General features: G+C 69.4%; 23 protein-coding genes and 2 tRNA genes. 14 read left to right on the top strand and 11 right to left on the bottom strand.

All coding sequences use genetic code 11. The features are described from left to right. Nucleotides 1–72: 72 nt before the first annotated feature. The gene (locus tag J5226_RS07285) at nt 73–1,494 is read right to left on the bottom strand and encodes a PLP-dependent aminotransferase family protein (RefSeq protein WP_215839172.1); all 1,422 of its coding nucleotides are present in this window, start codon (nt 1,492–1,494) and stop codon (nt 73–75) included. A gap of 138 nt (nt 1,495–1,632) precedes the next feature. On the opposite strand from J5226_RS07285, the gene J5226_RS07290 reads away from it, so the two are divergent. Further along, nucleotides 1,633–2,553 carry a DMT family transporter gene (locus J5226_RS07290; RefSeq protein ID WP_215839173.1) on the top strand — a complete coding sequence of 307 codons (921 nt, stop codon included), beginning with the start codon at nt 1,633–1,635 and terminating at the stop codon, nt 2,551–2,553. Between the two features lie 331 nt (nt 2,554–2,884). After that, nucleotides 2,885–3,184, top strand: a complete 300-nt coding sequence (locus J5226_RS07295) for a hypothetical protein (protein ID WP_215839174.1) — start codon at nt 2,885–2,887, stop codon at nt 3,182–3,184. A 59-nt stretch (nt 3,185–3,243) separates the two neighbouring features. On the opposite strand, the gene J5226_RS07300 is transcribed toward J5226_RS07295, so the two are convergent. From J5226_RS07300 to J5226_RS07330, 7 genes are all read right to left on the bottom strand, one after another. Next, nucleotides 3,244–4,464, bottom strand: coding sequence for an RtcB family protein (locus tag J5226_RS07300; protein ID WP_215839175.1), 1,221 nt, complete (start codon nt 4,462–4,464; stop codon nt 3,244–3,246). A gap of 16 nt (nt 4,465–4,480) precedes the next feature. Then, on the bottom strand, nt 4,481–5,323 hold the full coding sequence (locus J5226_RS07305; RefSeq protein WP_215839176.1) for a hypothetical protein: 843 nt from the start codon (nt 5,321–5,323) through the stop codon (nt 4,481–4,483). A gap of 150 nt (nt 5,324–5,473) precedes the next feature. Next, entirely contained in the window at nt 5,474–6,604 is a 1,131-nt protein-coding gene (locus J5226_RS07310; RefSeq protein ID WP_215839177.1) for a slipin family protein, read from the bottom strand. A 435-nt stretch (nt 6,605–7,039) separates the two neighbouring features. Next, a tRNA-Leu gene (locus tag J5226_RS07315) sits at nt 7,040–7,107 on the bottom strand. A 1-nt stretch (nt 7,108) separates the two neighbouring features. After that, nucleotides 7,109–7,178, bottom strand: a tRNA-OTHER gene (locus tag J5226_RS07320). 762 nt (nt 7,179–7,940) lie between these two features. Continuing rightward, on the bottom strand, nt 7,941–8,501 hold the full coding sequence (locus tag J5226_RS07325) for a cysteine hydrolase family protein (RefSeq protein WP_215839178.1): 561 nt from the start codon (nt 8,499–8,501) through the stop codon (nt 7,941–7,943). Between the two features lie 26 nt (nt 8,502–8,527). After that, complete coding sequence (locus J5226_RS07330; RefSeq protein WP_215839179.1) at nt 8,528–8,884, bottom strand: antibiotic biosynthesis monooxygenase; 357 nt, start codon at nt 8,882–8,884, stop codon at nt 8,528–8,530. A 113-nt stretch (nt 8,885–8,997) separates the two neighbouring features. On the opposite strand from J5226_RS07330, the gene J5226_RS07335 reads away from it, so the two are divergent. Further along, complete coding sequence (locus tag J5226_RS07335) at nt 8,998–9,432, top strand: Lrp/AsnC family transcriptional regulator (RefSeq protein WP_215839180.1); 435 nt, start codon at nt 8,998–9,000, stop codon at nt 9,430–9,432. A 79-nt stretch (nt 9,433–9,511) separates the two neighbouring features. Here the strand turns inward: J5226_RS07335 and J5226_RS07340 are convergent, their stop codons facing one another. Further along, nucleotides 9,512–10,525, bottom strand: a complete 1,014-nt coding sequence (locus tag J5226_RS07340; protein WP_215839181.1) for a polysaccharide deacetylase family protein — start codon at nt 10,523–10,525, stop codon at nt 9,512–9,514. Nucleotides 10,526–10,662: 137 nt separating this feature from the next. After that, nucleotides 10,663–10,986, bottom strand: coding sequence for a DUF6249 domain-containing protein (locus J5226_RS07345; RefSeq protein WP_215839182.1), 324 nt, complete (start codon nt 10,984–10,986; stop codon nt 10,663–10,665). 228 nt (nt 10,987–11,214) lie between these two features. Here J5226_RS07345 and J5226_RS07350 point away from each other — a divergent pair, with 228 nt between their 5' ends. The 11 genes from J5226_RS07350 to J5226_RS07400 all read left to right on the top strand — a co-directional run bounded on the left by J5226_RS07350 (nt 11,215) and on the right by J5226_RS07400 (nt 20,064). Next, nucleotides 11,215–11,796 (top strand): sigma-70 family RNA polymerase sigma factor, encoded by a 582-nt coding sequence (locus J5226_RS07350; RefSeq protein ID WP_215839183.1) that lies wholly within the window; start codon nt 11,215–11,217, stop codon nt 11,794–11,796. Next, the gene (locus tag J5226_RS07355) at nt 11,793–12,275 is read left to right on the top strand and encodes a hypothetical protein (protein ID WP_215839184.1); all 483 of its coding nucleotides are present in this window, start codon (nt 11,793–11,795) and stop codon (nt 12,273–12,275) included. The genes J5226_RS07350 and J5226_RS07355 overlap by 4 nt, the downstream gene beginning before the upstream one ends. 267 nt (nt 12,276–12,542) lie before the next feature. Then, entirely contained in the window at nt 12,543–13,187 is a 645-nt protein-coding gene (locus J5226_RS07360) for a sigma-70 family RNA polymerase sigma factor (protein WP_215839185.1), read from the top strand. Between the two features lie 93 nt (nt 13,188–13,280). Then, nucleotides 13,281–13,514: a RebB family R body protein gene (locus J5226_RS07365; RefSeq protein ID WP_074861646.1), complete on the top strand. Its 234-nt coding sequence runs from the start codon at nt 13,281–13,283 to the stop codon at nt 13,512–13,514. A gap of 55 nt (nt 13,515–13,569) precedes the next feature. Then, nucleotides 13,570–14,646 (top strand): hypothetical protein, encoded by a 1,077-nt coding sequence (locus J5226_RS25355; protein WP_255323019.1) that lies wholly within the window; start codon nt 13,570–13,572, stop codon nt 14,644–14,646. 108 nt (nt 14,647–14,754) lie between these two features. Then, on the top strand, nt 14,755–17,112 hold the full coding sequence (locus tag J5226_RS07375; RefSeq protein ID WP_215839186.1) for a hypothetical protein: 2,358 nt from the start codon (nt 14,755–14,757) through the stop codon (nt 17,110–17,112). Nucleotides 17,113–17,169: 57 nt separating this feature from the next. Further along, the gene (locus J5226_RS07380; protein WP_215839187.1) at nt 17,170–17,436 is read left to right on the top strand and encodes a hypothetical protein; all 267 of its coding nucleotides are present in this window, start codon (nt 17,170–17,172) and stop codon (nt 17,434–17,436) included. Next, nucleotides 17,436–18,173 carry a hypothetical protein gene (locus tag J5226_RS07385; protein ID WP_215839188.1) on the top strand — a complete coding sequence of 246 codons (738 nt, stop codon included), beginning with the start codon at nt 17,436–17,438 and terminating at the stop codon, nt 18,171–18,173. Before J5226_RS07380 ends, J5226_RS07385 begins: the two co-directional genes overlap by 1 nt. A gap of 57 nt (nt 18,174–18,230) precedes the next feature. After that, nucleotides 18,231–18,551, top strand: coding sequence for a RebB family R body protein (locus tag J5226_RS07390; RefSeq protein WP_074861650.1), 321 nt, complete (start codon nt 18,231–18,233; stop codon nt 18,549–18,551). Nucleotides 18,552–18,652: 101 nt separating this feature from the next. Then, entirely contained in the window at nt 18,653–18,991 is a 339-nt protein-coding gene (locus J5226_RS07395) for a RebB family R body protein (RefSeq protein WP_215839189.1), read from the top strand. 299 nt (nt 18,992–19,290) lie between these two features. Beyond that, a complete protein-coding gene (locus J5226_RS07400; protein WP_215839190.1) occupies nt 19,291–20,064 on the top strand; it encodes a Crp/Fnr family transcriptional regulator in 774 nt (257 codons plus the stop codon). Nucleotides 20,065–20,156: 92 nt separating this feature from the next. Here the strand turns inward: J5226_RS07400 and J5226_RS07405 are convergent, their stop codons facing one another. Then, the gene (locus J5226_RS07405; RefSeq protein WP_215839191.1) at nt 20,157–21,032 is read right to left on the bottom strand and encodes an endo alpha-1,4 polygalactosaminidase; all 876 of its coding nucleotides are present in this window, start codon (nt 21,030–21,032) and stop codon (nt 20,157–20,159) included. Nucleotides 21,033–21,054 lie beyond the last annotated feature (22 nt).

Raw genomic sequence — 21,054 nt, forward strand, 5'->3', positions numbered from 1 at the left:
GAAACCGCATCTACGCCGTAAGCGCGATGTCGCGGTCGCGGCTCGCGCCGCTCCTACAGGGATGCTGCGAAGCTAACGCAGCAGTTGTTTCGCCAACTCTCCCAACGTCTTCAACGCCGCCTCCATCTTCCGATCCCACGGCAGCCCGCAACTCAGCCGCACGTGGTGGGTGAAATCGCCGCGATTGGAAAACAAATGCCCGGGCAAGATGCCGATGCCGCGCGTCAGCGCCGCCTCGAACAGCGCTTGCCCGTCCAGCGCTTCCGGCAGTTCGATCCACAGCGTCATCCCGCCGGCCGGCTCGGCCACGGCGATGCCGTCGGGCCAGTAATCCAGCAAGGCCTGCCGATACGCCTGCGCGTTGCCGGCCAAGGCGCGGCGCAACCGGCGCAGGCCGCGCTCGATGTCGTGGCGGGCGAGGAAATCGATCAGCGCCAGTTGCGGCAAGGTCGCGGTGGCGACCGTGGAAAAGCTCTTGGTGCGCAGCAGTTCCGAACGCCGTCGGCCGCCGATCATCCAGCCCACGCGCAGGCCGGGCGCGAGGATCTTCGAGTACGAGCCGCAGGTGATCACGTGCTCGCCGTCGTCGTAACGGCGCAGCGGCGAGGGGCGTTCGCCGGAGTAGGCGAGCTCGCCGTAAAGATCGTCCTCGATCAACACCGTGCCGTGCGCCGCGCAGGCGGCGACGATCTCGCGCTTGGCCGCTTCCGAGGTCAGGCTGCCGAGCGGGTTGTTGAAGTTCGGCACCAACAGCGCCGCGCGCACGGCGTGGCGTTCGAGCAGTTCGCGCAACTGCGACGGGTCGAGGCCGCGGCCCGGATGGTTGGGGATTTCCAGCACGCGCAGGCCTTGCGCGGCCACCGCCTGCAGCAGGCCGTGATACGTCGGCGTTTCCAGAATCACGATGTCGCCGGGCTGGGTCAGCGTGCGCAGGGTCAGGCTGATCGCTTCCATCGCGCCGGCGGTGACGATCACTTCGTCGGGATCGATCTCCACCCCGCATTGCGCGTAGCGCTGGGCGATGCGCTCGCGCAGCGCCGGCAGCCCTTGCGGCACGGTGTAGCCGAGTGCGAGGGCGGGATCGCGGCGCATCGCGCGCGTCACCGACGCGGCCAGCGCGGCGCTGGGCAGCAGCGAGGCGGCGGGCGTGGCGGCGTGCAGCGGCACGAGATCGCGGCGCGATTGCACGTCGAGCACGCCGAGCAGGGCGGGATTGCGCATCGGCGTCGGCGCGCGCGCGAGGTGGCGCGCGCGATGGCTGCGCGGCGCCGCCGCGGGCGCGGCTCGCACGTAGTAGCCCGAGCGCGGGCGCGCTTCGATCAGCCCTTCGCGTTCGAGCTGCTGATACGCCTCCACCGCGGTGGCGAGGCTGATGCGCTGATCGCGGCCGAGCCGGCGCAGCGAGGGCAGGCGTTCGCCCGCGCGCAGCACGCCGCGCTGGATCTGGCGGCGCATGCGTTCGGCGAGGCGTTCGTAGAGCAGATCCTGAGTCATCGCGAATCCCACAAGCCGGAGCGGGAGACGAGCGTCCCGATCTGTACCTGTCGAAATTCATCCTAACTGAATCTGTATCGGTCCGCCGCCCGATCCTACCCTGAGCCTCCCATCCCCACGCCGCGCGCTCCCTCCCCCATGAGCATCGCCGCCAACGCCCCCGTCGCCGCCGACTCCCGCCCGGCGCTGATCCAACTGCTGATCGCCGAACTGCTGATCGGCTCGGTCGGCGTGTTCGTCCACGAAAGCGGTCAGGACGCGATCACCGCGGTCTTGTTCCGCTGCGTGTTCGGCGTCGTGTTCCTGCTGGCCTGGGGCTGGGCGCGCGGGCTGTTCCGCGGCTTGCTCGGCGAGCGCGCGCTGATCCGCTCGGCGATCTTCAGCGGCGTGCTGCTGGTGCTGAACTGGGTCGCGCTGTTCGCCGGCATGGCGCGCTCGTCGATCGGCGTGGCGACGATGGTCTACCACTTCTTCCCGTTCGTGGTGCTGGGACTGGCCGCGCTGTTCTACGGCGAACGCACCCGCGCCGCCGACATCGGCTGGACCGCGATCGCCTTCCTCGGCGTGCTGTGCTCGGCCGATCCGATCAAGTTGCTCGGCAGCGCCGACAGCGGCTATCTGATCGGCGTGGGTTTGACCTTCGTCGCCGCGGTGCTGTGCGGCGCCTCGCTGCTGCTGTCGCGGCGGATCAGCCGCGAGCGGCCGTTCGCCGTGGTGCTGATCCAGTGTCTGGTCGGCGTGGCCATGCTCGCGCCGTTCGCCGACTACGCCAAGGTCATGGTGCCCGGCGCGCACTGGTTCTGGCTCGCGGGCCTGGGCCTGATCCACAGCGGCGTGTGCTACGTGCTGTTCTACTCGTCGTATCCGCGCCTGCAGGTGGCGACCATCGCCGTGCTGGCCTTCATCTATCCGGTGGTCGCGCTGCTGCTGGATTACGCGATCTACGGCCACACCCTGGCGCCGGTGCAGAGCCTCGGCGTGGCGCTGATCGTGCTCGGCACCCTCGGGGTGAATCTCAAGTGGCAGTGGCGGCGTCGCGCGCAGCCCGCGCGCGCGTGATCGCGCGACCTCCGACGGCTTTCTCGACCCATTCCGCCCGATAGCGGACTCGGCGGGCGCCTGCCTGTCCGGCCGGCGCAAGGACGCGCCGGTGGGGATTTGTCGTTCGCGACCTGGCTGTGAATGCCGTCACGCGCGTTCAGTAGCGAGCCGGTTTCGTATACGCGAACGACGTCGCGTCTTCACTGCCGACGAGCGAACGCTTTCGAACCCCGATTCGCGTTTGCGACAAAGCTCGCGGTTTGCGCGTGCATTCCGGACTTTTATCGATTCCCGACGCAGGAAAAAACGTTATCGTCGCGATGCAAAAGGAATGCCAACGGATTCGTTCATGCCGCTACGCAACGTCGACTGGCTCAGTTCGTTCATCGCCGACGAGGCCCGCGGAGCCGACGCTCCGTCGGCCGCCGCATCCGCCGCTTCGATTTCCGCTTCGGTCTCCCATCGTACCCGCGAGCTCGCCATCACCTATGGCTTGGGCGCGCGGCTGCATCACGGCGAGCGCCATTGGGACGATATCCGCGACGAACTCGCGCGCGGCTGGGACCGGCTGCGCGGCGCCGAGCGGGTGCCGTGGTCGCAGGTCGAAGGCGATGTCGAAGGCGCGTGGCGATTGGTGCTGGCCGACTGAGCCTCGGCCAAAAAAAGCGCCGTCCTCGCGGACGGCGCCGAAACAACGCCCTGCGGCGTTCAACCCTTGATGCAGACGACCTGGCGCAGGGTGTGCACCACCTCGACCAGATCCGACTGCGCCGCCATCACCGCCTCGATCGGCTTGTACGCCGCCGGCGATTCGTCGATGACCGCCGCGTCCTTGCGGCATTCCACGTGCGCGGTCGCCTCGCGGTGCTCCTTCAGCGTGATGCTGCGGCGCGCCTCGGCCCGGCTCATCACCCGGCCCGCGCCGTGGCTGCAGCTGTGGAAGCTGTCGGCGTTGCCCTTGCCGCGCACGATGTAGCTGCGCGCGCCCATGCTGCCGGGGATGATGCCGAGCTCGCCCTCGCGCGCGCTGACCGCGCCCTTGCGGGTGACCCACAACGATTCGCCGAAATGTTCCTCGCGCTGCACGTAGTTGTGGTGGCAGTTGACCGCGGTCTTGTCGAGCTTGAACTTCGGCAATTGGATGCGCATCGCGTGCAGCGTGCGCTCCATCATCGCCTCGCGGTTGTGGCGGGCGTAGTCCTGGGCCCAGCCGACCGCTTCGACGTAGTCGTCGAACAAGGGCTCGCCCTCCAGCAGGAAGGCCAGATCCTTGTCCGGCAGATGGAAGCCGAGCGTGCGCTTTTCCAACTTGAGCCGCGCCAGTTCGATGAAGTAGCTGCCGATCAGGTTGCCGGTGCCGCGCGAGCCCGAATGCAGCATCACCCACACCGCGCCGGCTTCGTCGAGACAGATCTCGATGAAGTGGTTGCCGCCGCCGAGGGTGCCGATCTGCTTGTCGAGCTTGTCGGTGCGCAGCTTGCGGTGTTTGGCGTGGATCGCGTCGAGCCGCGCCGTCAATCCGGACTTGGCCAGACGGGTGGCGTGGCTGTCGGGCAGGCGCCGGTGTTCGCCGCCGCGGCCGTTGCCGACCGGCACGCAGTGCTCGATCGCCGAGCGCAGCTTGCCGAGGTGGTCCGGCAGATCGCTGGCGCGCAGCGTGGTGCGCACCGCGGCCATGCCGCAGCCGATGTCGACGCCGACCGCGGCCGGGATGATCGCGCCGCGGGTGGGCACGACCGAACCGACGGTCGCGCCCTTGCCCAGGTGCACGTCGGGCATGGCCGCGACCCAGGGACCGACGTGGGGCAGGGCGGCGATGTGACGCAGCTGACGCCGCGCGCTTTCGTCGACCGGCACCCCGCGGATCCAGGCCTTGACCGGGGCCACGCCTTCGTCGGCGTGGAGCAGTTCGTAGCTTGAAGTACTCATGGTTCGGTGTTCCTTATCAATGTGGGCCGATGCGGCCGCGCTTGGGCACGCGGGGCCTGCGGGCGCCGGGCACGAACGGATCGGGCTCCTCGCCGTTGCGCAGGCCGTGCGCGGCCAGTTCGGTTTGACCCAACTGGCGCTTACGCAGCGCGTACACGCCGCAACGGCCGTACAAGCCGCAACGCTTGCCCTCGCAAGAACCGACCTGCGCGTGCATCACCGCATCGAACGCGCGTGTCGGAACCAACGCATCGGGCTTGCGCTTGGAGCGTCGCGGCGGCGGCACCGGCGCGAGTTCCAGCCGATACCAGATGCCGTCGAAGCGGTGCAGCTGCACATACTCGTCGATCACCCGCACGCCCTCGCGCCAGCCCGCGTTGCGCGCGTGCACGGCGAGCCGGTGCTCGCGGCGCCGCCGCGCGCGTTCGGCGAACGCCGCGTCGTTGCGCATCAGACAGCCGTTGCGCGGGTCCACGTAAAGATCGCAAGGGCTATCGGCCAGCGCGATCATGCCGCGCCAGTAGCGCAGGACGTAGAACCCACCCTCGCGACAGTGCACGTCGGTCTCGACGAAATCGTTGAGGTGTTGGTGGATGTGTTGTTGCACGGTGTTGCGTCGGTCCACGTGCCGGCACAGCTCGGAATAGACCGCGTCCCAGGGGCGGCCGACCTGACGTTCCAGCCAGCGTTCCAGCGGACGCAGGTTTTCGTTGAGCCACTTGCGGCCGCCGCGGAGGCGGTCGCGCATGCCTTCGCGGGCGGGGCGTTCGTCGGGATCGCGCGCTTCGCGTCCCGGCCTGGCCCAGCCGCCGCCGCGGCGCGGACGTTCGACGATCACTTTGTACATATCGTTTCGCATAAAGGATTTCGTATCCGATAGTCGGCCGCGCGCCGGCTATTGCGCCGCGCGCGCGTCCATTCGCCGCCCCGCGAAGGGCGGCGTTCGCGTCTGCCGTGAGCTGTCGCGCTATCGGAACCCGGGCGGCGCGAGGCCGCCCGGTCCTGCGTTTCAGTCGCGGCCCTTGAGGCTGACGAGCTGTTGCATGACTCCCTCCAGACCGCCGAAGACGGTCAACTTGTCGATCTTTTCGGTGATTTTTTCCAAGGCCTCGAGTTCCTTCAGGCGCATCAGCACCGGACTGTCCTCGATCAGCTTGGCGGTGTTGAGCAAGCTACGGGTCGCGTTGGCTTCCTCGCGGCGGCGGATCACGTTGGCTTGCGCGCTCTTCTCCGCCTGAACCACGGCGTTGAGGATCTCCTTCATCTCGCCCGGCAGGATCACGTCCTTGACGCCGACGCCGAGCACCTCCACGCCGATCGGCATGCAGGCCTCGCGCGCGCTGGCGAGGATGTCCGCGTCCAGCGAGGCCTTGTCGCCGAGCAGTTCGTCCAAAGTCTTGGACGAGACCGCCTTGCGCAGGCCGTATTGCAGTTCGCGATAGATCTGTTCGTTGTAGCGCGAGACCCGGGTGCGCGCGGCGACCGGATCGGCGACGCGCACGCTGGCGGCGAGGTTGACGCGCAGGGTGACCTTGTCGCGGGTCAGCAGTTCCTGGCCCGAGACTTCCACCGCCTGCACGCGCAGCTCCACGGTTTCCACCGTCACGTTCTTGCGCAGGTTCCAGAACGCATACGCGCCCGGCGCCAGGGTGCGCACGAAGGTGCCGTCGACGAACAGCAAGCCGGCCGACTCGGTCGGCACGACGCCGCTGGCGGCGACGCGGTCGATCTGAGCGATCTGACGCAAGCCGTCGGCGACCTCGCGCTCGATCGCCAGACCCGGGCTCAGCTTCAGCGTACGCACTTCGATCCGCGCCAAGCCCTTCCAGTACAGGCGGCGCAGGCCCGGCGCCAGCACTTCGGCGTAGCGGCCGTTGCGCAGCACCAAGCCGACTTCGTCGTTGCCGATGTCGGCCAGCACGAAGTAGTCGGACAGGCGCTCGCCGAGGCCGGCGATCAGTGCTTCGCTGTCGTTGCCGGCGTAAGCGCTGTTGGCGATGTCGTAGTGCGCCAGATCGATGCGGTCGCGAACGTCCCACAGCGTGTAGACGCCCGGGCCGAGCACGCGCTCGATGCGGCGGTTGCGGTAAACCAGGACGCGCTCGGCATCGCCGACCACGACCTTCTTCATCCAGAACATGGCTTTCTCCTTGAAGTTCCGGTGGTTCCGATCCGTGGTATGGGCCGTCGCGAGGAATCGGGTGATCGCGAGGGCGCGGTGGGTCGCGTCGGCGACGCGAGAGCGATGCCGCGCCGCGCGAGCGCGGCGTAGCGGTATTCGATGCTTCGCCGCGCGAACGCGGCGTAGCGCAATAGGGTGGGAACGCCCCTGGCGCCGACGGCGCGGACCGCATGCGCGGCGGGCGTGGCGCCGTCGCCGGCGGCATCGCCACGTCCGTTGTGGTCGATGCCGCGCGGCGCGAAGCCATCGCTCGCCGGGCATGAAGCCGGCGCGGTCGCCGCTGCGTCGTTTCCTCGCGCATCCCGTGGCGGCGATGCGAAGCGGAACGCCGCGCGGGGCGTATCCCGGGTCGGAACTTTCGTTCCGGTTTCAACGACTGTCGTTTGAGGACAGTGGATAGCGGGAATCGAACCCGCGACAACAGCATCTTGTGCTGCGCTCTAACCGACTGAGCTATATCCGAGGGAAGGACCGGACTCGAACCGGCGACCCGCGCATACGACGCTGCTCTAACCTACTGAGCTACCTTCCCGGTGCAGAGCCCCTCCACGCACCGCGGCATACGCCACGGCACAGCCGCGCGCACCAGGCCGGCTCGGAGCCGGCGCCGTTGCGGTGCGCTTCGTCGGGTGCTGCCAACTGCCGTCCGTCTCCGGGCGGCATTTCGTTCGGGCGCGAACGCCCATGTGGTTCTTTCGCGCACGCACCGCCCGTGCCGAAGCACCGGGGCACAGCGTGATTCACGCCTCGACGGCTGATCCCCTTCGTCTCGGATGCTTCGGGGATGTACGCGAAAGAGTTGTTTTCAAGCGGTTTTTTGCTGCGGATCCTTTGCCGGCGCCCAAAACGAAAACGCCCCCGGAGGTCGAGTCCGAGGGCGCGGGCTTCCTCGGAAGATCGGGGCGACCGATCTTCCCGGGAATGGAAGATCAGTGCGGGGCGTGCAGGCTACCGTCGCGACCGCGCGGCACCGACACGCACGCAAACAGCGCGGGGCAGTAAAGCCCTTTCGCGTGCCGCTTGGCGATGTGGATTTCGGTGCGCATGAGAAGGCGGTCGGAAGAAGAGAGGAAGATGGGCGCGAACTGTACGCGTGGAAAATTACCCTGGCAAGACCGTTCGTCGTTTCACGAGCGGGAAATTTTAGTGCGCGCGTTCGCATGCGCATGCATCGTCGTCGACGATAAAGCCCCTCTCCCGCGTGTGGGAGAGGGGATGAGGGCGTTCGAGCGGCGAAGAGATTTCGTTGCTGCGCTTCCGGCGCTCCAGCGCCTCCCGCAAGCAGAAGCGGCCGTCAGAGTGCGTCGATCTTTTCCAGCAACTCGGATGTATCCAACACCTGCGCGAACTCCGCCCGCAACGTCGCCAAGTGCGCCGCGCTGATCGCTTCGGCGGCAATCGTCCCGCCCGCGCCGTCGTCGAGATCGAAGCAGAAGCACGCGTCGCCGACGACGACGGTGCGGTAGCCGAGATTGCTCGCCACCCGCGCCGTCGTCGACACGCACATGTCGGTGCTGACGCCGAACACCACCACGGTATCGACGCCGAGCCGGCGCAGGCGCAGGTCCAGGTCGGTGCCGATGAAGGCGGCGTTGACCGATTTGCTCACCACCGCTTCGTCCGCGCGCGGCTCGAAGCCGTCGCGAAACGCGTTGCCCGGATGGTCGGGGCGCAGGGTCGAGCCTTCCTGCACCGAATCGTGGCGCACGTGGATCAGCGGCCAGCCGCGTTCGCGCCAGGCGGCGAGCAAGCGCCGGCCGTTGATTTCCATCTGCGGATTGTTGCGCCGGCCCCACGGCGGGACATCGAAGCCGCGTTGCACGTCGATGGGAAGAAGGGCGATGCGTGAGGTCATAGGGGTCTGGATACCGATGGAGTGAGTCATGCGACGGATGCGCGCGGCCCGCCGTACGCGCGGTGGACGACGGCGACGCGCACTTGGAATCGTTCGTACCAACGCCGGTGGCCGAGTTCGCGCGCGGCGGCGTGTTCGGCGTGTTCGCGCCAGCCGCGGATCGCGTCCTCGCTGTCGAAGTAGGCGACGGTGATGCCGAAGCCGTCGGCGCCGCGCGCGGATTCGGCGCCTAGGAAGCCGGGTTGCTCGCGCACCAACTCGACCATGCGCGCCGAGGCGCGGGCATAGCCGGCTTCGTCGTCGCCGCTGCGCTGGGAGGAGAAGATCACCGCGTAGCAGGGCGGGGCGGGCAGGTCGGCGAAAGCGGAGGCGTCGGCGGACATGGCGGCGGCGTCGGGCGGGGACGCGCCATCGTGGGCGCTCGCCGCCGCCGGTCTCAACCCGGCAGAATGACGGTCCCGGCCGGCGCCGCGCCGGCATGGCTGGAACGCATCGGATGAAGACTCTCGACGAAACCGACCGCAAGCTGATCGCGCTGTTGCAGGACAACGCGCGTCTGTCGACCGTGGCGCTGGCCAAGGCGGTCGGCCTGTCGCGCACCACCGTGCAGGAGCGGCTGCAGCGCTTGGAAGCGGCGGGCGTGATCGCGCAGTACACGGTGCGGCTCGGCAGCGGCGGCGATCCGCTGCGGGCGTGGCTGTTGCTGCGTTATGCCGACGGCTTCAGCTGCGACGATGTGGTGCCGCCGTTGGCGCAGTTGCCGCAGGTAAGGCTGGTGCACAGTGTGGCGGGGGAGATCGATCTGATGGTGCTGGTGGAGACGCGTTCGCCGAGCGAGTTGGCGGATGTGCGCGAGCGGGTGGCGGGGTTGAAGGGCGTGGACGATGTCACCACGGTGCCGGTGTTGCGGACGGCGTTGGATCGGTTGTAGGCAGCCACGGTTGCGCCGGCGTTTGCGGTGGCGCGGTCGCGGCTTACGCCGCTCCTACAGGGGGCTGGTGGGAGCGGGGTTACTCGGAGTCTAGGCGGGCGAGGTTGAGCACCCATTCGGGGACCGTGGGTTCGCCGGCGAAGAAGCTCGCGGGTTTTTTCTCGCCGATGGCCCAGCGGTGCAGCCAGCTCGGGCCGGCCGGGCCGGTGTAGGCGTCGGCGCGTTCGTAGGCGGGATCGCGCATGGCTTCGTCCAGGCCGATGAAGCGGTAGCCGCGCTTGCGCGCCATCGCGATCAGCTCGCCGTAGGTGTCGGCGTTGAGCGCGTTGGCGTGGATCAGCCAGATCAGCGGCAGGCGGTAGCCGAGCAGGGCTTGCGACTGTTGTTCGTAGTAGTCGAGCTTGCGGCCCATGTATTTGACGTAGTCGCGGCGCAGGCGCGCTTTGAGCGCGTCGGTGTGCGGCTTGCCGCGGTGGCGTTTGGCCGGATGCGGCTCGCCGGTGCGCAGGTAGGCGGCGGCCCAGATCCAGTCGGAGTTGTCGACCGTCACCGGCGCGATGCGGTAGCCGTGTTCGCCGAGGAAGCGCGCCAGATCGGTCTTGGTCTGCGGATCGCGGCCGGCGCGCAGATAGGGATGGCGGAACCAGCGCGGGGTTTGTCCGCGCGCCTGCAGCAGCGGGCGCAGTTGCCGTTCGCCGCGCAGGATGTCGTCTTCGTACGCGGACAGCCCCACCGCGTGGAGGTCGGCGTGGCTGTAGGTGTGGTTGCCCAGTTCGGCGCCAGCGTCGAGCCAGTCGCGCAGCATCGCCACGCGCTCGGGCTGCAGCTTGCCGTCGGCTTCGAGCTTGCCTTCGTTGACGAAGCCGACCACCGGCGCGTGCGCGGCGCGGATCGCCGCGATCAGGCGGCGGTGATCGCCGAGGATGGATGCGGTCGGGACCGCGGGCAGTTGCACCCAGGGCAGATCGTCGACGGTCAGGGCGATGCGCCGGTCGGGCGGCGGCGCCTTGGCGGGCGCCTGCGCCGCGGCGAGCGCGCTCAGCGACAGCAGCGTACAGGCGAGCAGACAACGCAGGACGGCGGTCGGGCGCATGCGGGGCTCCGGTCGGGACTGCGAGGATCATCGTCCCCGCGGTCCGCCGTGACCAGCGACTTACGTCCTAGGTCGACGCCGGCGCGCGCGTTCGTTTAGCCCGCGCTTCGTCTTCGCGGCCCGGCGCCGCGGCGATCTCAGTCGAGCTTGCGCGAAATGACGTAGTAAGCGAGGTTGCCCAGGCCGACCGCGCCGATCAGCACGGCCAGGGTGCCGGCGTTGAGGTCGCGCCAGCCGGCGGCCTGGATGATGGCGAAGGCCACGGCCAGCAGGACCATGACGATGCCCCAGCGCAGCGCGCCGTGGCGGCGGCGCTGGTCTTCGTCGCGCGCCATCGAGCGCAGCAGTTCGTCGGCGCCGCCGGTTTGCAGCAGCTTGCTGCGGAAGCGCGCTTCGACCACGATCTTGAGCGCGAAGACGATGGACACGAACAGGGTGATGGGAACCAGGATCTCGGGCATGGCGGCGGCCTCCTCGGGCTAGCGTGCGGCACGGAGCGGGTCCGTGGGCGGGGTGGTTGGGTTCGGGTGCGGGATGGGTGTGTCGGCGTTCGAGGCAAGAGATACGGCCCGGGTCCGGTCGGTTGCAGCCGCCGCGGCCGGCGCGGGGGCTTGGGGTGACACTCGTCACAGCGCGGCCCGTGCGCCCGGCACTGCAACCGCGCGCGCCTTGCCCGCATCCTCGCTCGGATGACCGGTTCCAGCCCCAACGACGACCGCGCCCTGGTCGATGCCGTCCTGTCCCGCCAGCCGGGCGCCTTCGAGCGTCTGGTGCGGGAGTACCAGGGGCTGTGCTGGCACATCATCCAGCGCATGGTCCGCCACCCCGACGACACCCGCGAGCTGTGTCAGGAGGCGTTCCTGCGCGTCCACCAATGCCTGCACCAGTACCGCTACGAGAGCGCGCTGAAGTCGTGGATCGGGCAGGTGGCCTATTCGGTGGCCAAGCGCCATCTGGAGCGCAAGCGCATTCCGATCGTGGAGACCTCGGCCGACGAGGACGCGCTGTCGCCGCTGGAGATGGTCAGCGACGGCTTCGATCTGGAGGCGGCCTGCGCCGACGAGGAGATCGCCGCCGGGCTGCACGCCGAGATCGAGGCGTTGCCGCCGCTGCAGCGCACTTTATTGACTCTGTATCACCTGGAAGAAGTGCCCATCGGCGAGATCGCGCAGATGACCGGCCTGGCCGAGGGCACCATCAAGAGCCACCTGTTCCGGACCCGGGCGCGCCTGCGCCAGCGGCTGGAAGCGCGGCTGGGAGAATTCGCATGAACCGCAAGCACGACAACGACGCGCGTTTCGACGATCCGGCGACGGCGCGCGAATGGGCGCTGCAGGAACTCGCGCGCGAGCACGAGCGGCTGGGCTCGCCGATGAGCGAGGACGATCCGCGTCTGGCCCAATACCGCTTGCTGAGCCGGGCGCTGCGGGCGCCGCCGATGGAGCCGATTCCCTATGGCTTCGCCGAACAGGTGGCGCGCCGCGCCGCGGTCGCCGCCGATGCCGGCGACCGGGTCGAGCGCTGGCTGCAGCAGTTGCTGCTGATCGGCCTGATCGCGAGCGGCGCGGCCATGGCCGTGGCCAGCGCGACCCACTGGGCGCCGGCGCTGGTTTCGTCGCTGCAGCAACTGCCCAACGGCAGCGCGTCGTGGGGCATGGCCGCCGTCGCGTGCTGCGCGGCGACCTGGGGTTGGGGCGGCATCGCGCGCGCGCTGGGCCTGGAGCCGGACGCGCCGGCGCGCCGCGCTTGAGCGGCGCGCCTAGAGACCGATAACGCCGAAGCGGGACGAATGTGAGCGCCCGCATGCTTTAAACGGCTTCGCGCGCAAGCTTCCGCGCGCGCCTGCGCGCCGCGCGGCAGCGCGAAAAAGTTCGGGAAAACCCGCTATTTCTTGGTATCGCGACGGGATGCGCAGTTGCCCTCGCGCGCGCCCGCCGTGCGTGTCACCCAAGTAACAGCCATCGACCGACCCCCTGTCCAGACTCGCCTGCACTGCAGACGAAGGAGGGGGATCGTGATGGACGCCAACGGGCGCGAACGCGCCGATCGCAACAGTTTCCGCGAGCCGCCCGCGCATGAAGCCGGCGCGAACGCGCAGGCGCGCGAGGACGCCGCCGCGCAATGCGCGCAGTTCAAGTTCGCCGACGAGATGTTCTCCGGCGCCTGGCGCGCCAATCTGCCCGAGCTGGAAGCGCGCGCGCGCCGCTTCGCCGACGGCCAGCGCGACCGCGCCGAGGAACTGCTCGGCAACACCGCGATCAAGGCCTTGCTGTTCATGCGCCGCGCGCCGCAGACCATCACCGACCCGGGCGGCTTCCTGTTCGTGGTGTTGCGCCACGTATTCCTCGACAGCGTGCGCCGGCGCGGCCGCGACCGCGAAGTGTTCGACCGCCATCGCGAGGTCGACGGCGAGGGCGGCGGTTTCGCCCACGACGGCCTGTCGGCGCTGCAGCAACTGGAGCTGGACGAACAGCTCGAACGGGTGGTGGCGGCGGTGGCGCGCATGAGCCGCGAGCAGCGCCGGCTGTTCGCTTACCGCTTCATCGACGATCTGCCGTATCCGGTAATAGCGGAGAAGCTGCACATCAATCAGCCGCTGGCGCGCAAGCGGGTGGAACTGCTGCGCAACCGCCTGCGTCTGGCGGTGGGGCGCGAAGCTTGAGGCGACGGCCGGCGCGGCCGCGTTCACAAGCCTCTCGGGCTCGCGTTCCACCGCATTAGACCCGCAACGAACACTCACTCCAGGGACAGGCTCATGACCGACACGCCCGTCAATTCGCAAATCACCGACGCCGTCACCCAGACCAACGTGAAAGTGGTCGCCGAGGCGCCCGCGCAGGCGATCGCTTCGCTGTATCAGGTGTCCAGCCACTCCACCGGCCTGGCGCTGCAGAACGCGGTGCACAGCCAACAAGTGCTCAATCAGATCTCCAGCGCCGTGGTGTCCAAGGCGGTGCAGCTGATCATGGCCGTAGGCGACAAGCCATAGCGCGCGCGGCGTTGCGGGGCGATGAGACGACGGACGCACGCTTGGGAGAACAGCGATGAAGCAGCGGTGGGACGACGACAACGCGGGCGCCGCGCCCGAGCAGGATGCGCAGACGGGCGCGGCGCAGGGCGCGGCCGACGCGGCCGCGTCGGCGGCGGCGGCCTTCGCCGCGGCGCAGGCCGGGCAGGCCGGCGCGGCGTCGGATGCCGCGTCGGACGCGACGGTCGATAGCGGCCGCGACGCCTCCGGCGGACCGGGCGGCGCTGCCGCGGCCGCGGCGGCGCAGGGGAGCGGCGCGACGTCCGCCGATGCCGGCGGCGACGCGGGAACCGGCGGCGCCAGCGCGGCGGGCGGCAACGGCGCCGGCGGCAAGAGCGGCGCGGGCGGCCGCGGCGGTAGCGGCGGTAGCGGCGGCGGTTCGGGCGGCTCCGATGGCGGCGCCGGCGGGTCGGGGCAGGATCCCGGCGGCGGCTCCGGCGATGGCGGCAGCGGCAAGAACGCGGCGAGCGGCGATCCGGCTGGCAGCGGCAACGCGGGCGGCAACGGAAACGCCGGCGGCAGCGGCGGCGATGGCGGAGGCAGCGGCAACAACGCCAACGGCGCCGCCGGCGACAACAGCAGCAACGGCAACACCGCCAACACCGCCAACACGCCGCCGAAATCCCCGCTCGCCGCCGCGCGCGCCCTCGCCGTCGCGCGCAACGCCGCCGCCGCGCCGCCGACGGGCGCCTTGAATCCGCAGATCGTGCAAGCGGTGCAGTTCAGCAACGCCGAGACCGCGTCCTACGCGCCGGCGCAGATCGCCACCACCGCCGACATGCTGATCAGTCAGGCCGCGGGTCTGGTCGCGCAATCGGCCGCGGTCTACTTCGACGGCGTCACCAAGATCGCGCTGGCCAGCCAAGGCGTGCTGATGAAGCAGATGACCGAGGACATCGTCGCCGACCAGCCGAAGAAGGCGGCCGAGGACGCGCTCGGCATCCTCGCCACCGACGTGTTCATGGCGGTGGCCGCCGCGGTCGCGGCCGGCGCCGGCGCGATGGAGGCGGAGTCGGCCAAGTTCGCCATCGACAGCATCGACCAGAGCATCGCCAAGTACGCCTCGGTCCTGCAAAACAGCGGCGGCTCCTGAATCGCCTCGGCGCGCGGCCGCGGCCCGCGCCGTCCACTCTCGCCGTAGCGCGCGCCCGCCGATCAGGCGCGCGCGGTCGCGCGCGGCTGACTTTCGAGGAACTGCGCCGTGGCTTATTTCTCCATTCCCAGTCTGAGCGTGCCGGCGTACCGGTTCGACTACCACAGCCACTTCAACGGGATCTTGCCGGTGAAGGGCGACGCTACGCTCGGGCAGTCCTTCGACGACGGCCAGGGCCCGGCCATCGCCGCGGACCAGCCGCTGTCGCTGGTCGGGCTGTACGGCTTCGAGGACGGCCGGCCGGGCTGGCGGCGCCGCGGCGCGGTGTCCTTGTTCGTCAAGGCGCTGCGCTTGATGGAACAGCGCAACCCGCTGCTCGACATCGCCCTGCAGCCGCGCGGCCGGCAGGTCTATCAGCGCGGCGAATGCGTCGGCGAGAACATCTACATCGCCGCGGTGTGGCTGGCCGACCGGCTCGGCCTGAGCGCGAACTGCGAACTGGCCGCGACCGATCCGGCGCTCTACGCCGGCGTGCGCAACTGGCTGGAGCTGATCCAAGGCCTGTGGTCGCAGCGCGGCGAGCCCGAGCGGGCCGGCGACGAGATCGAGGCGCTGCTGCCGATGCTGGAGCACTTCAACGCCAAGATCTACAGCGCCAGCAAGTACACGCCGTTCGACGACGCCTACTTCGCCCGCTCGTTCGCCGCGAAGCTGTGGCTGAGCGAACAAAGCCGGGCCGACGCCGGCCAGCGTCCGATCCTGACGACCCTGATGTTCCTGCAGCAACAGGGCATCGCCAACGCCCAGATCGCGCTGGGGCCGTCCGGGATCGAGGTCTACGACGATTGCGTCGGGCGCTACAACGCGCGCTTCGGCACCTGCTACAAGCTGTTGGCGCACAGCTCGGAGGTGTACGCGAGCGACGAGGCTTTCGCCGCGGATCTGCTCAAACTCAAGCGCTGCATCGCCGATCCGGCGCTGGGCAACGTGGTCGGCTTCGATCTGCTCGGCGCCGAAAACAAGGTCGGCGGCTATCTGACCTACTTCAAGTTCCTCAGCGAGAACCGCGACGCGCTGACCGCGCGCTTCGGCGTCGAGCCGCCGCCGCAAGGACAGCCCGGGGATTCGCCCGATCCGCCCAAGCTCGCACTCAAGCTCGTCAACCACATCCATTGCGGCGAAGGCATGGGCGTGGCGGCGGACAACCGCTCGGCGATCGGCTACGCCATGGCCTATCTGGGCGCGCCGCTGCCGGCCTCGTTCTATCCCGCGTTCTCGCGCTACGTGCTGACCTGCGTGGAGGCCGCGCGCAGCCGAGAGGCCGACAACCGGCGCGGCACCTTGGGCACTCCCGACGCGGCGCGCGCGCCCGGCGAACACGTGTCCGGCCTGTTCGACGAATTGTTCCGCAACGATTCGCTGACCGTCGACGGCCTGCTGCTGCGCCGCTACGACGGCAACAGCGAGCGCACCCGCCAGCTGGCCGCCTACACCGGCAAGCGCAACATGATGGCGATCAGCGAGGCGCTCGACACCGTGCCGGCCACGCCGGCGCGCGACGACGAGAAGGGCGAGAACTACTATCAGGTGCTGATGGACGGCGACCGGCCGATGGCGTTCCGGCTCGGCCACGCCTACTACTACCGCAGCTACGTCGCCGCGCGTTACCCGGAACTGGCGTTCGACACCAATCTGGGCAGCAACGCGATCACCGGCGCCTCGGGCCTGTTCGATTCCAGCGAGAGCTACCGGCTCAATCGCGGCCTGCGCCATCTGCACGGCTATGTCGACACCAACCTGATCCAGGAACTGACCGACCGGGTGATGTACACCGGCGTGCGCTCGCTGGATCGCATCGAGGTGCGCGAACTGCTGGCGCTGGCCCGGCGCAGCCCGAACCGCGCCGCGTTTCTCGACGCGGTCCAGGCCAAACTGCCGGACCTGCTGGGCAAGGCGATGGCGCCGGTCTTCGACGCGTTCGCCGGGTTCGATTACCGCCAGTGCTTCCTGACCTTGCTGGGCAAGATGATCGGCCGCAGCCCGTCGCGCGCGCTGTGGTTCGACGCGTCGGCGCGGGTGCTGGCGCTGTTCGCGAACTGGCGCAGCTATCTACTCGGCGCCGACGGGCAGGGCGTGGAGCACACCGACAGCCGCAACGAGTATCTGCGCTGCGCGTTGCTGATGGCCTACAGCCTGATGCCGTTGGATCCCGGGCCGCAGGGCGATCCGGACATCGATCCGGACAACGACCCCGACGCCGATCCGGACGACGACGCGGCGCTGTCGGCCGACATCGTCGGCGCGACGCTGCAAGCGCTGATCGATGCGGTGTCGGCGGCGTACTGGGCCACCACGATCGGGCCGCCGGCCGCATCGGCGGCGACGGGACAACCGCCCAAGGTCGGCGTGAAAGGTTACAAGGCGCCCGATTCGGTCGTGACGATCTTCGCGTCCGCGGCCCCGTAGCCGGCCTGATCGGCGCCCTCATTGCGTATCGCATCACGTGTAAGACCGGAGTTCGCGATGGACGAGAATCTGCAAGTTCTGCTGCACGATGAGCTCGAAGGCTTGTTCGGCGCGCCGGCCGCCCCCGGCGCGGGCGCCGCCGCGCGCCGCGCGCCGCCGCCACTGCCGCCGCCCAGGCCCGCGCCTCCGCGCGCGCCCGCATCGGCGCCCGAGGCCGGGGACGACGCGCCGTCGCCGCACAGCGAGATCGCCGCGCTGCTGGCCCAGCGCCTGCACGACCCGCACGTGCTCCAGGCGCTGGCGCGCCTGCTGGGGGTGCGCTGATGTACGCCTCGCAAATCCCGCCGAACACACCCGAGCAAAACCCGCCCGCGGCCGCGCCGCCGCCCGCGCCGGACGCGTCCGCGCCCGCGTCGCCGCGCGCCGAACTCGATCAGGCCGTGCGCGATTTCGCCCGCGCCCGGCTCGGCCGCGACTTGCTGCCCGAAGAGCAACAGGTGCTGAGCGCCTACATCGCGATGATCGATGCGCAGACGCCGCCGGCCTCCGCGCCGTCGCCGCCGCCCGGCGGCGCGGCCGGCGTGCTCGAACGCGGACGCCAGCAGATCCTGGACGTGATCCAGCAAAACCTCAGCCGCGCGCAAGCCGCGGTCGACGGCAACGCCAAAGCCGAGCGCGCGGCGGAAACCGCGGTGCTCGGCGCGGTGGAGCGCGCGCAATCGCTGCAAGACCTATTGCCGGCCAAGCCCGAGCCGGGCGCGGCGGCGATTCCGCCCACGCCGATGGAACTGATCGCCGCGCGCCTGGCCGAGTTGGTCCGGCAAGAGGTGGACGCGTGTTTCCAGCGGCAGATCGGCCCGCTCGCGCGCCAGTTGCAAGATGTGATCGATACGGCGCAGGCCAACGGCCTGTTGCCGCCCGCCACCACCGGTTCCGCGCCCGCCGACGAGTCGCGCGCGACCGGCCCGGACAGCGACGCCGCTGCCCGCCCCGACCGCGACAACCACTCCAACGACGCCGCGCAGGCGAACGGTCCGGCCGCTTCACAAGGCAATGGATGACTCGTTAACCAGCAATGTACGGCAGCGGCCGTACTTCAATATCCCAAGGAGCTCGATATGGCATTCCCGACCGCCGTCAACGATCAAATCACCGATGCCGTCACCCAGTCCAACGTCAAGGTCATCGGCGAAGCGCCCGCCTTCGCGATGGGTTCGATCTACCAGTCGATGGCCCACTCCACCGGCATCCTGTTCGAAAACGCCGTGGCGGCGCAGCAGCAGCAGAACTCGCTGTCGCAAGCGGCGGCCAACCAGGGCGTGATGCAGATCTACAGCCTCGACACCACCGCCGCCGCCGGCGCCACCGAGAAGGTCGCGCAGACCGGCGTGTCGGACAATCTGACCAGCCTGCTGACCGTGCTGCGCGCGTTCAAGTAAGGCGCGCGGCGCCCGATCCGCGCGATCGGGCCATGCGGCGCCGGCCGGCAACGGCGGCCGGCGCCGCGGAGCCGAACTAATCCGCAACCGAGGATCGATTCATGGCCTATCCCACCGCAGTCAACAATCAAATCACCGACGCCGTCACCCAGTCCAACGTCAAGGTCATCGCCGAGGTTCCGGCCTTCGCGATGGGCTCGATGTTCCAGGCGTCCGCCCACTCTACCGGCCTGTTGTTCGAAAACGCCATCGCTTCGCAGCAGCAGCAGACCTCGCTGGCGCAGGCCGCCGCGAACCAGGGCGTGATGCAGATCTACAGCTTCGACACCACCGCCGCGGCCGGCGCGACCGAGAAGATGGCCCAGACCGGCGTGGCCGACAATCTGACCAGCTTGCTGACCGTGCTGCAGTCGTTCAAGAGCAATCCGTACGGCCCGTAAGCCGGTTTCAGCCGATGCCGGTCCGCCGCAGGGCGCCGGCATCGTTTTCGCTTTGTCCGGCCGAGCCCGGCCGACCGCGCGCCGCGCCGCGCGCCGCATCGCGACCGCGCCATGCCGACGTCCACAGGGGGCGTTATGAATCCTGCCACCGGCCGCGAGCGCGGCCGTTCCGTTTTCGTCTGTCGCGCGCGCGCGCATCGCGCACCGAAGCGCCGCGCATCGTCTCGTTTCGCCGCCGCGTTTCCCGCCGCCGGCCGCGCCGGCCGAACCGCCGCGGCGCCGCCGGCGCGGCCGGGCGCATGGCGCTGAGCGCCCACGACGGCGTCGCGGTGCGCAGGCGCCGCTGGGGCCTGGACCGCTGCGCGCTGCTGCGCGGCCTGCCCACCACGCTGCTGGAGCACATCGCGCGCCACAGCACCGAGGCCAATCTGGAAGAAGGCGACGCGCTGTTCTTCAAGAACGATCCCAGCGATTTCCTCGCCTTCGTCGTCCACGGCCGGATCTACAAGCTGCTGTACGGGCCCGACGGACAGGAACTGATCGTCGACACCATCGACAGCGGCGAAACCGTCGACGAAACCCCGCTGCTCGACACCCACGCGCACAACTTCACCGCGGTGGCCTACAGCCCGACCCGGGTGTTGCTGCTGCCGCGCCGGCATTTTCCCAGCCTGACCAATGACCCGGTGGTGATCGAACGCGCCCACGCCTCGCTGTGCCTGCGCTTGCGGCAAGCGGTGGAGAGCTTGGAGACGATGTGCCTGCACCGCCTGGAATCGCGGCTGGCGCGTTATCTGCTGTCGCTGATGCACAACCAGCCGCAGGCGCGCGGCGGCGATTTCGAGGTGGCGCTGCCGCCGACCCAGAGCATCCTGGCGGCGATGGTCAACGCCAGCCGGCCGAAATTGAACGCGCAGTTGCAGACCTGGCACCGCAGCGGGCTGGTGAGCCGCAAGCGCAACATCCTGCGCATCAACGACATCGACCAGTTCCGCTGCAAGGCGTATCTGGGCCGCGATTTCGAACGGCCCGAAGGCCGCGCGCGCTCGGGCGCGGCGTGGCGCAACTCGTGAGCGCCGCGCGCCGAGCCTGAAGAGGCCGGCCCCCGAGGGAGCCGGCCCGGCCGCGGCGAGCGATGCCGCGGCGTGGTCGCATTACTCGCGGATCAACCGTTGCGGCAAGCGTCGCGCGGCAGCGCGTGCAACAGTTCGCTGGCGTCCTTGAGCAAGCCGTCGAAGTTGTTGCGGTTGTCGGCCGGGCAGAAGTCGCCCACGCGGGTGCCGTTGGAGCGGTACTCGACCTGGAACACGGCCTTGTTGCGCTTGACGAACTCCTTGTAGCCGTCGCATTCCTCGAACTCGTTGCACTCCTCGTTGAGCGCCCAGTCGGTGAACAGCGCGGCGTACGGCGCCATCTCCGGGCCGTTCTTCAGGCCCATCGACATGCCGCGCGCGTGCGCGGCATCGACCAGCAGCTGCAGGTAATGCAGCGAGTCGTCGATGGTCAGGTCGAAGCCGGTCTTGGTCTTGCCCTGGCTGTAGGAATCGTCCAGGTCCGGCTCGACGCCGTCGCAGCCCTTGGCTTTGGCCTTGTCCAGGCGCGCGGTCATGATCGGCATCAACGCGTCGGTCTTGCGCACGTCGACCCAATACTCGCGGTCGAAGCCTTCCATCTGCTTGCCGATCAGGCCCGGCACCTTGCGGAATTCGGCCGCGTCGGCGCGATCCATGTTGTAGCTGCCCACTTCGGTGTAGCACACCACGTAGATGCCCTTGGCCTTGAGCGCGGCGATCGTGCCGGCCGAGGTCGCGTCCAGATCGATGTCGAGCATCTTCTTCGGATTGGCCGAGCCGTCGAGCACGCTGGCATTGACGGCGCGGCCGTCGAGCTGCCAGTTCCAGGTGGTGCCTGGGGTCAGCGGCTTCCAGGTCGCGGCGGCGGCTTCGGCGCGGACGGCGGGCGCGGCGGGGGAACGCGCCTGGACGTCGGCGCCGAACGCGGCGGCGGCCAGGGCCAGGGCGGTGAAAACGAACTTGTTCATTGCGTCTCCAGTAGAGCTTGAG

The organism is Lysobacter sp. K5869, from assembly GCF_018847975.1.
In the GTDB taxonomy this organism is placed as follows: domain Bacteria; phylum Pseudomonadota; class Gammaproteobacteria; order Xanthomonadales; family Xanthomonadaceae; genus Lysobacter.

Coding starts and splice junctions, on each gene's coding strand:
- J5226_RS07285 (WP_215839172.1), bottom strand. CDS start 1,494: ATGACTCAGGATCTGCTCTACGAACGCCTCGCCGAACGCATGCGCCGC.
- J5226_RS07290 (WP_215839173.1), top strand. CDS start 1,633: ATGAGCATCGCCGCCAACGCCCCCGTCGCCGCCGACTCCCGCCCGGCG.
- J5226_RS07295 (WP_215839174.1), top strand. CDS start 2,885: ATGCCGCTACGCAACGTCGACTGGCTCAGTTCGTTCATCGCCGACGAG.
- J5226_RS07300 (WP_215839175.1), bottom strand. CDS start 4,464: ATGAGTACTTCAAGCTACGAACTGCTCCACGCCGACGAAGGCGTGGCC.
- J5226_RS07305 (WP_215839176.1), bottom strand. CDS start 5,323: ATGCGAAACGATATGTACAAAGTGATCGTCGAACGTCCGCGCCGCGGC.
- J5226_RS07310 (WP_215839177.1), bottom strand. CDS start 6,604: ATGTTCTGGATGAAGAAGGTCGTGGTCGGCGATGCCGAGCGCGTCCTG.
- J5226_RS07325 (WP_215839178.1), bottom strand. CDS start 8,501: ATGACCTCACGCATCGCCCTTCTTCCCATCGACGTGCAACGCGGCTTC.
- J5226_RS07330 (WP_215839179.1), bottom strand. CDS start 8,884: ATGTCCGCCGACGCCTCCGCTTTCGCCGACCTGCCCGCCCCGCCCTGC.
- J5226_RS07335 (WP_215839180.1), top strand. CDS start 8,998: ATGAAGACTCTCGACGAAACCGACCGCAAGCTGATCGCGCTGTTGCAG.
- J5226_RS07340 (WP_215839181.1), bottom strand. CDS start 10,525: ATGCGCCCGACCGCCGTCCTGCGTTGTCTGCTCGCCTGTACGCTGCTG.
- J5226_RS07345 (WP_215839182.1), bottom strand. CDS start 10,986: ATGCCCGAGATCCTGGTTCCCATCACCCTGTTCGTGTCCATCGTCTTC.
- J5226_RS07350 (WP_215839183.1), top strand. CDS start 11,215: ATGACCGGTTCCAGCCCCAACGACGACCGCGCCCTGGTCGATGCCGTC.
- J5226_RS07355 (WP_215839184.1), top strand. CDS start 11,793: ATGAACCGCAAGCACGACAACGACGCGCGTTTCGACGATCCGGCGACG.
- J5226_RS07360 (WP_215839185.1), top strand. CDS start 12,543: ATGGACGCCAACGGGCGCGAACGCGCCGATCGCAACAGTTTCCGCGAG.
- J5226_RS07365 (WP_074861646.1), top strand. CDS start 13,281: ATGACCGACACGCCCGTCAATTCGCAAATCACCGACGCCGTCACCCAG.
- J5226_RS25355 (WP_255323019.1), top strand. CDS start 13,570: ATGAAGCAGCGGTGGGACGACGACAACGCGGGCGCCGCGCCCGAGCAG.
- J5226_RS07380 (WP_215839187.1), top strand. CDS start 17,170: ATGGACGAGAATCTGCAAGTTCTGCTGCACGATGAGCTCGAAGGCTTG.
- J5226_RS07385 (WP_215839188.1), top strand. CDS start 17,436: ATGTACGCCTCGCAAATCCCGCCGAACACACCCGAGCAAAACCCGCCC.
- J5226_RS07390 (WP_074861650.1), top strand. CDS start 18,231: ATGGCATTCCCGACCGCCGTCAACGATCAAATCACCGATGCCGTCACC.
- J5226_RS07395 (WP_215839189.1), top strand. CDS start 18,653: ATGGCCTATCCCACCGCAGTCAACAATCAAATCACCGACGCCGTCACC.
- J5226_RS07400 (WP_215839190.1), top strand. CDS start 19,291: ATGGCGCTGAGCGCCCACGACGGCGTCGCGGTGCGCAGGCGCCGCTGG.
- J5226_RS07405 (WP_215839191.1), bottom strand. CDS start 21,032: ATGAACAAGTTCGTTTTCACCGCCCTGGCCCTGGCCGCCGCCGCGTTC.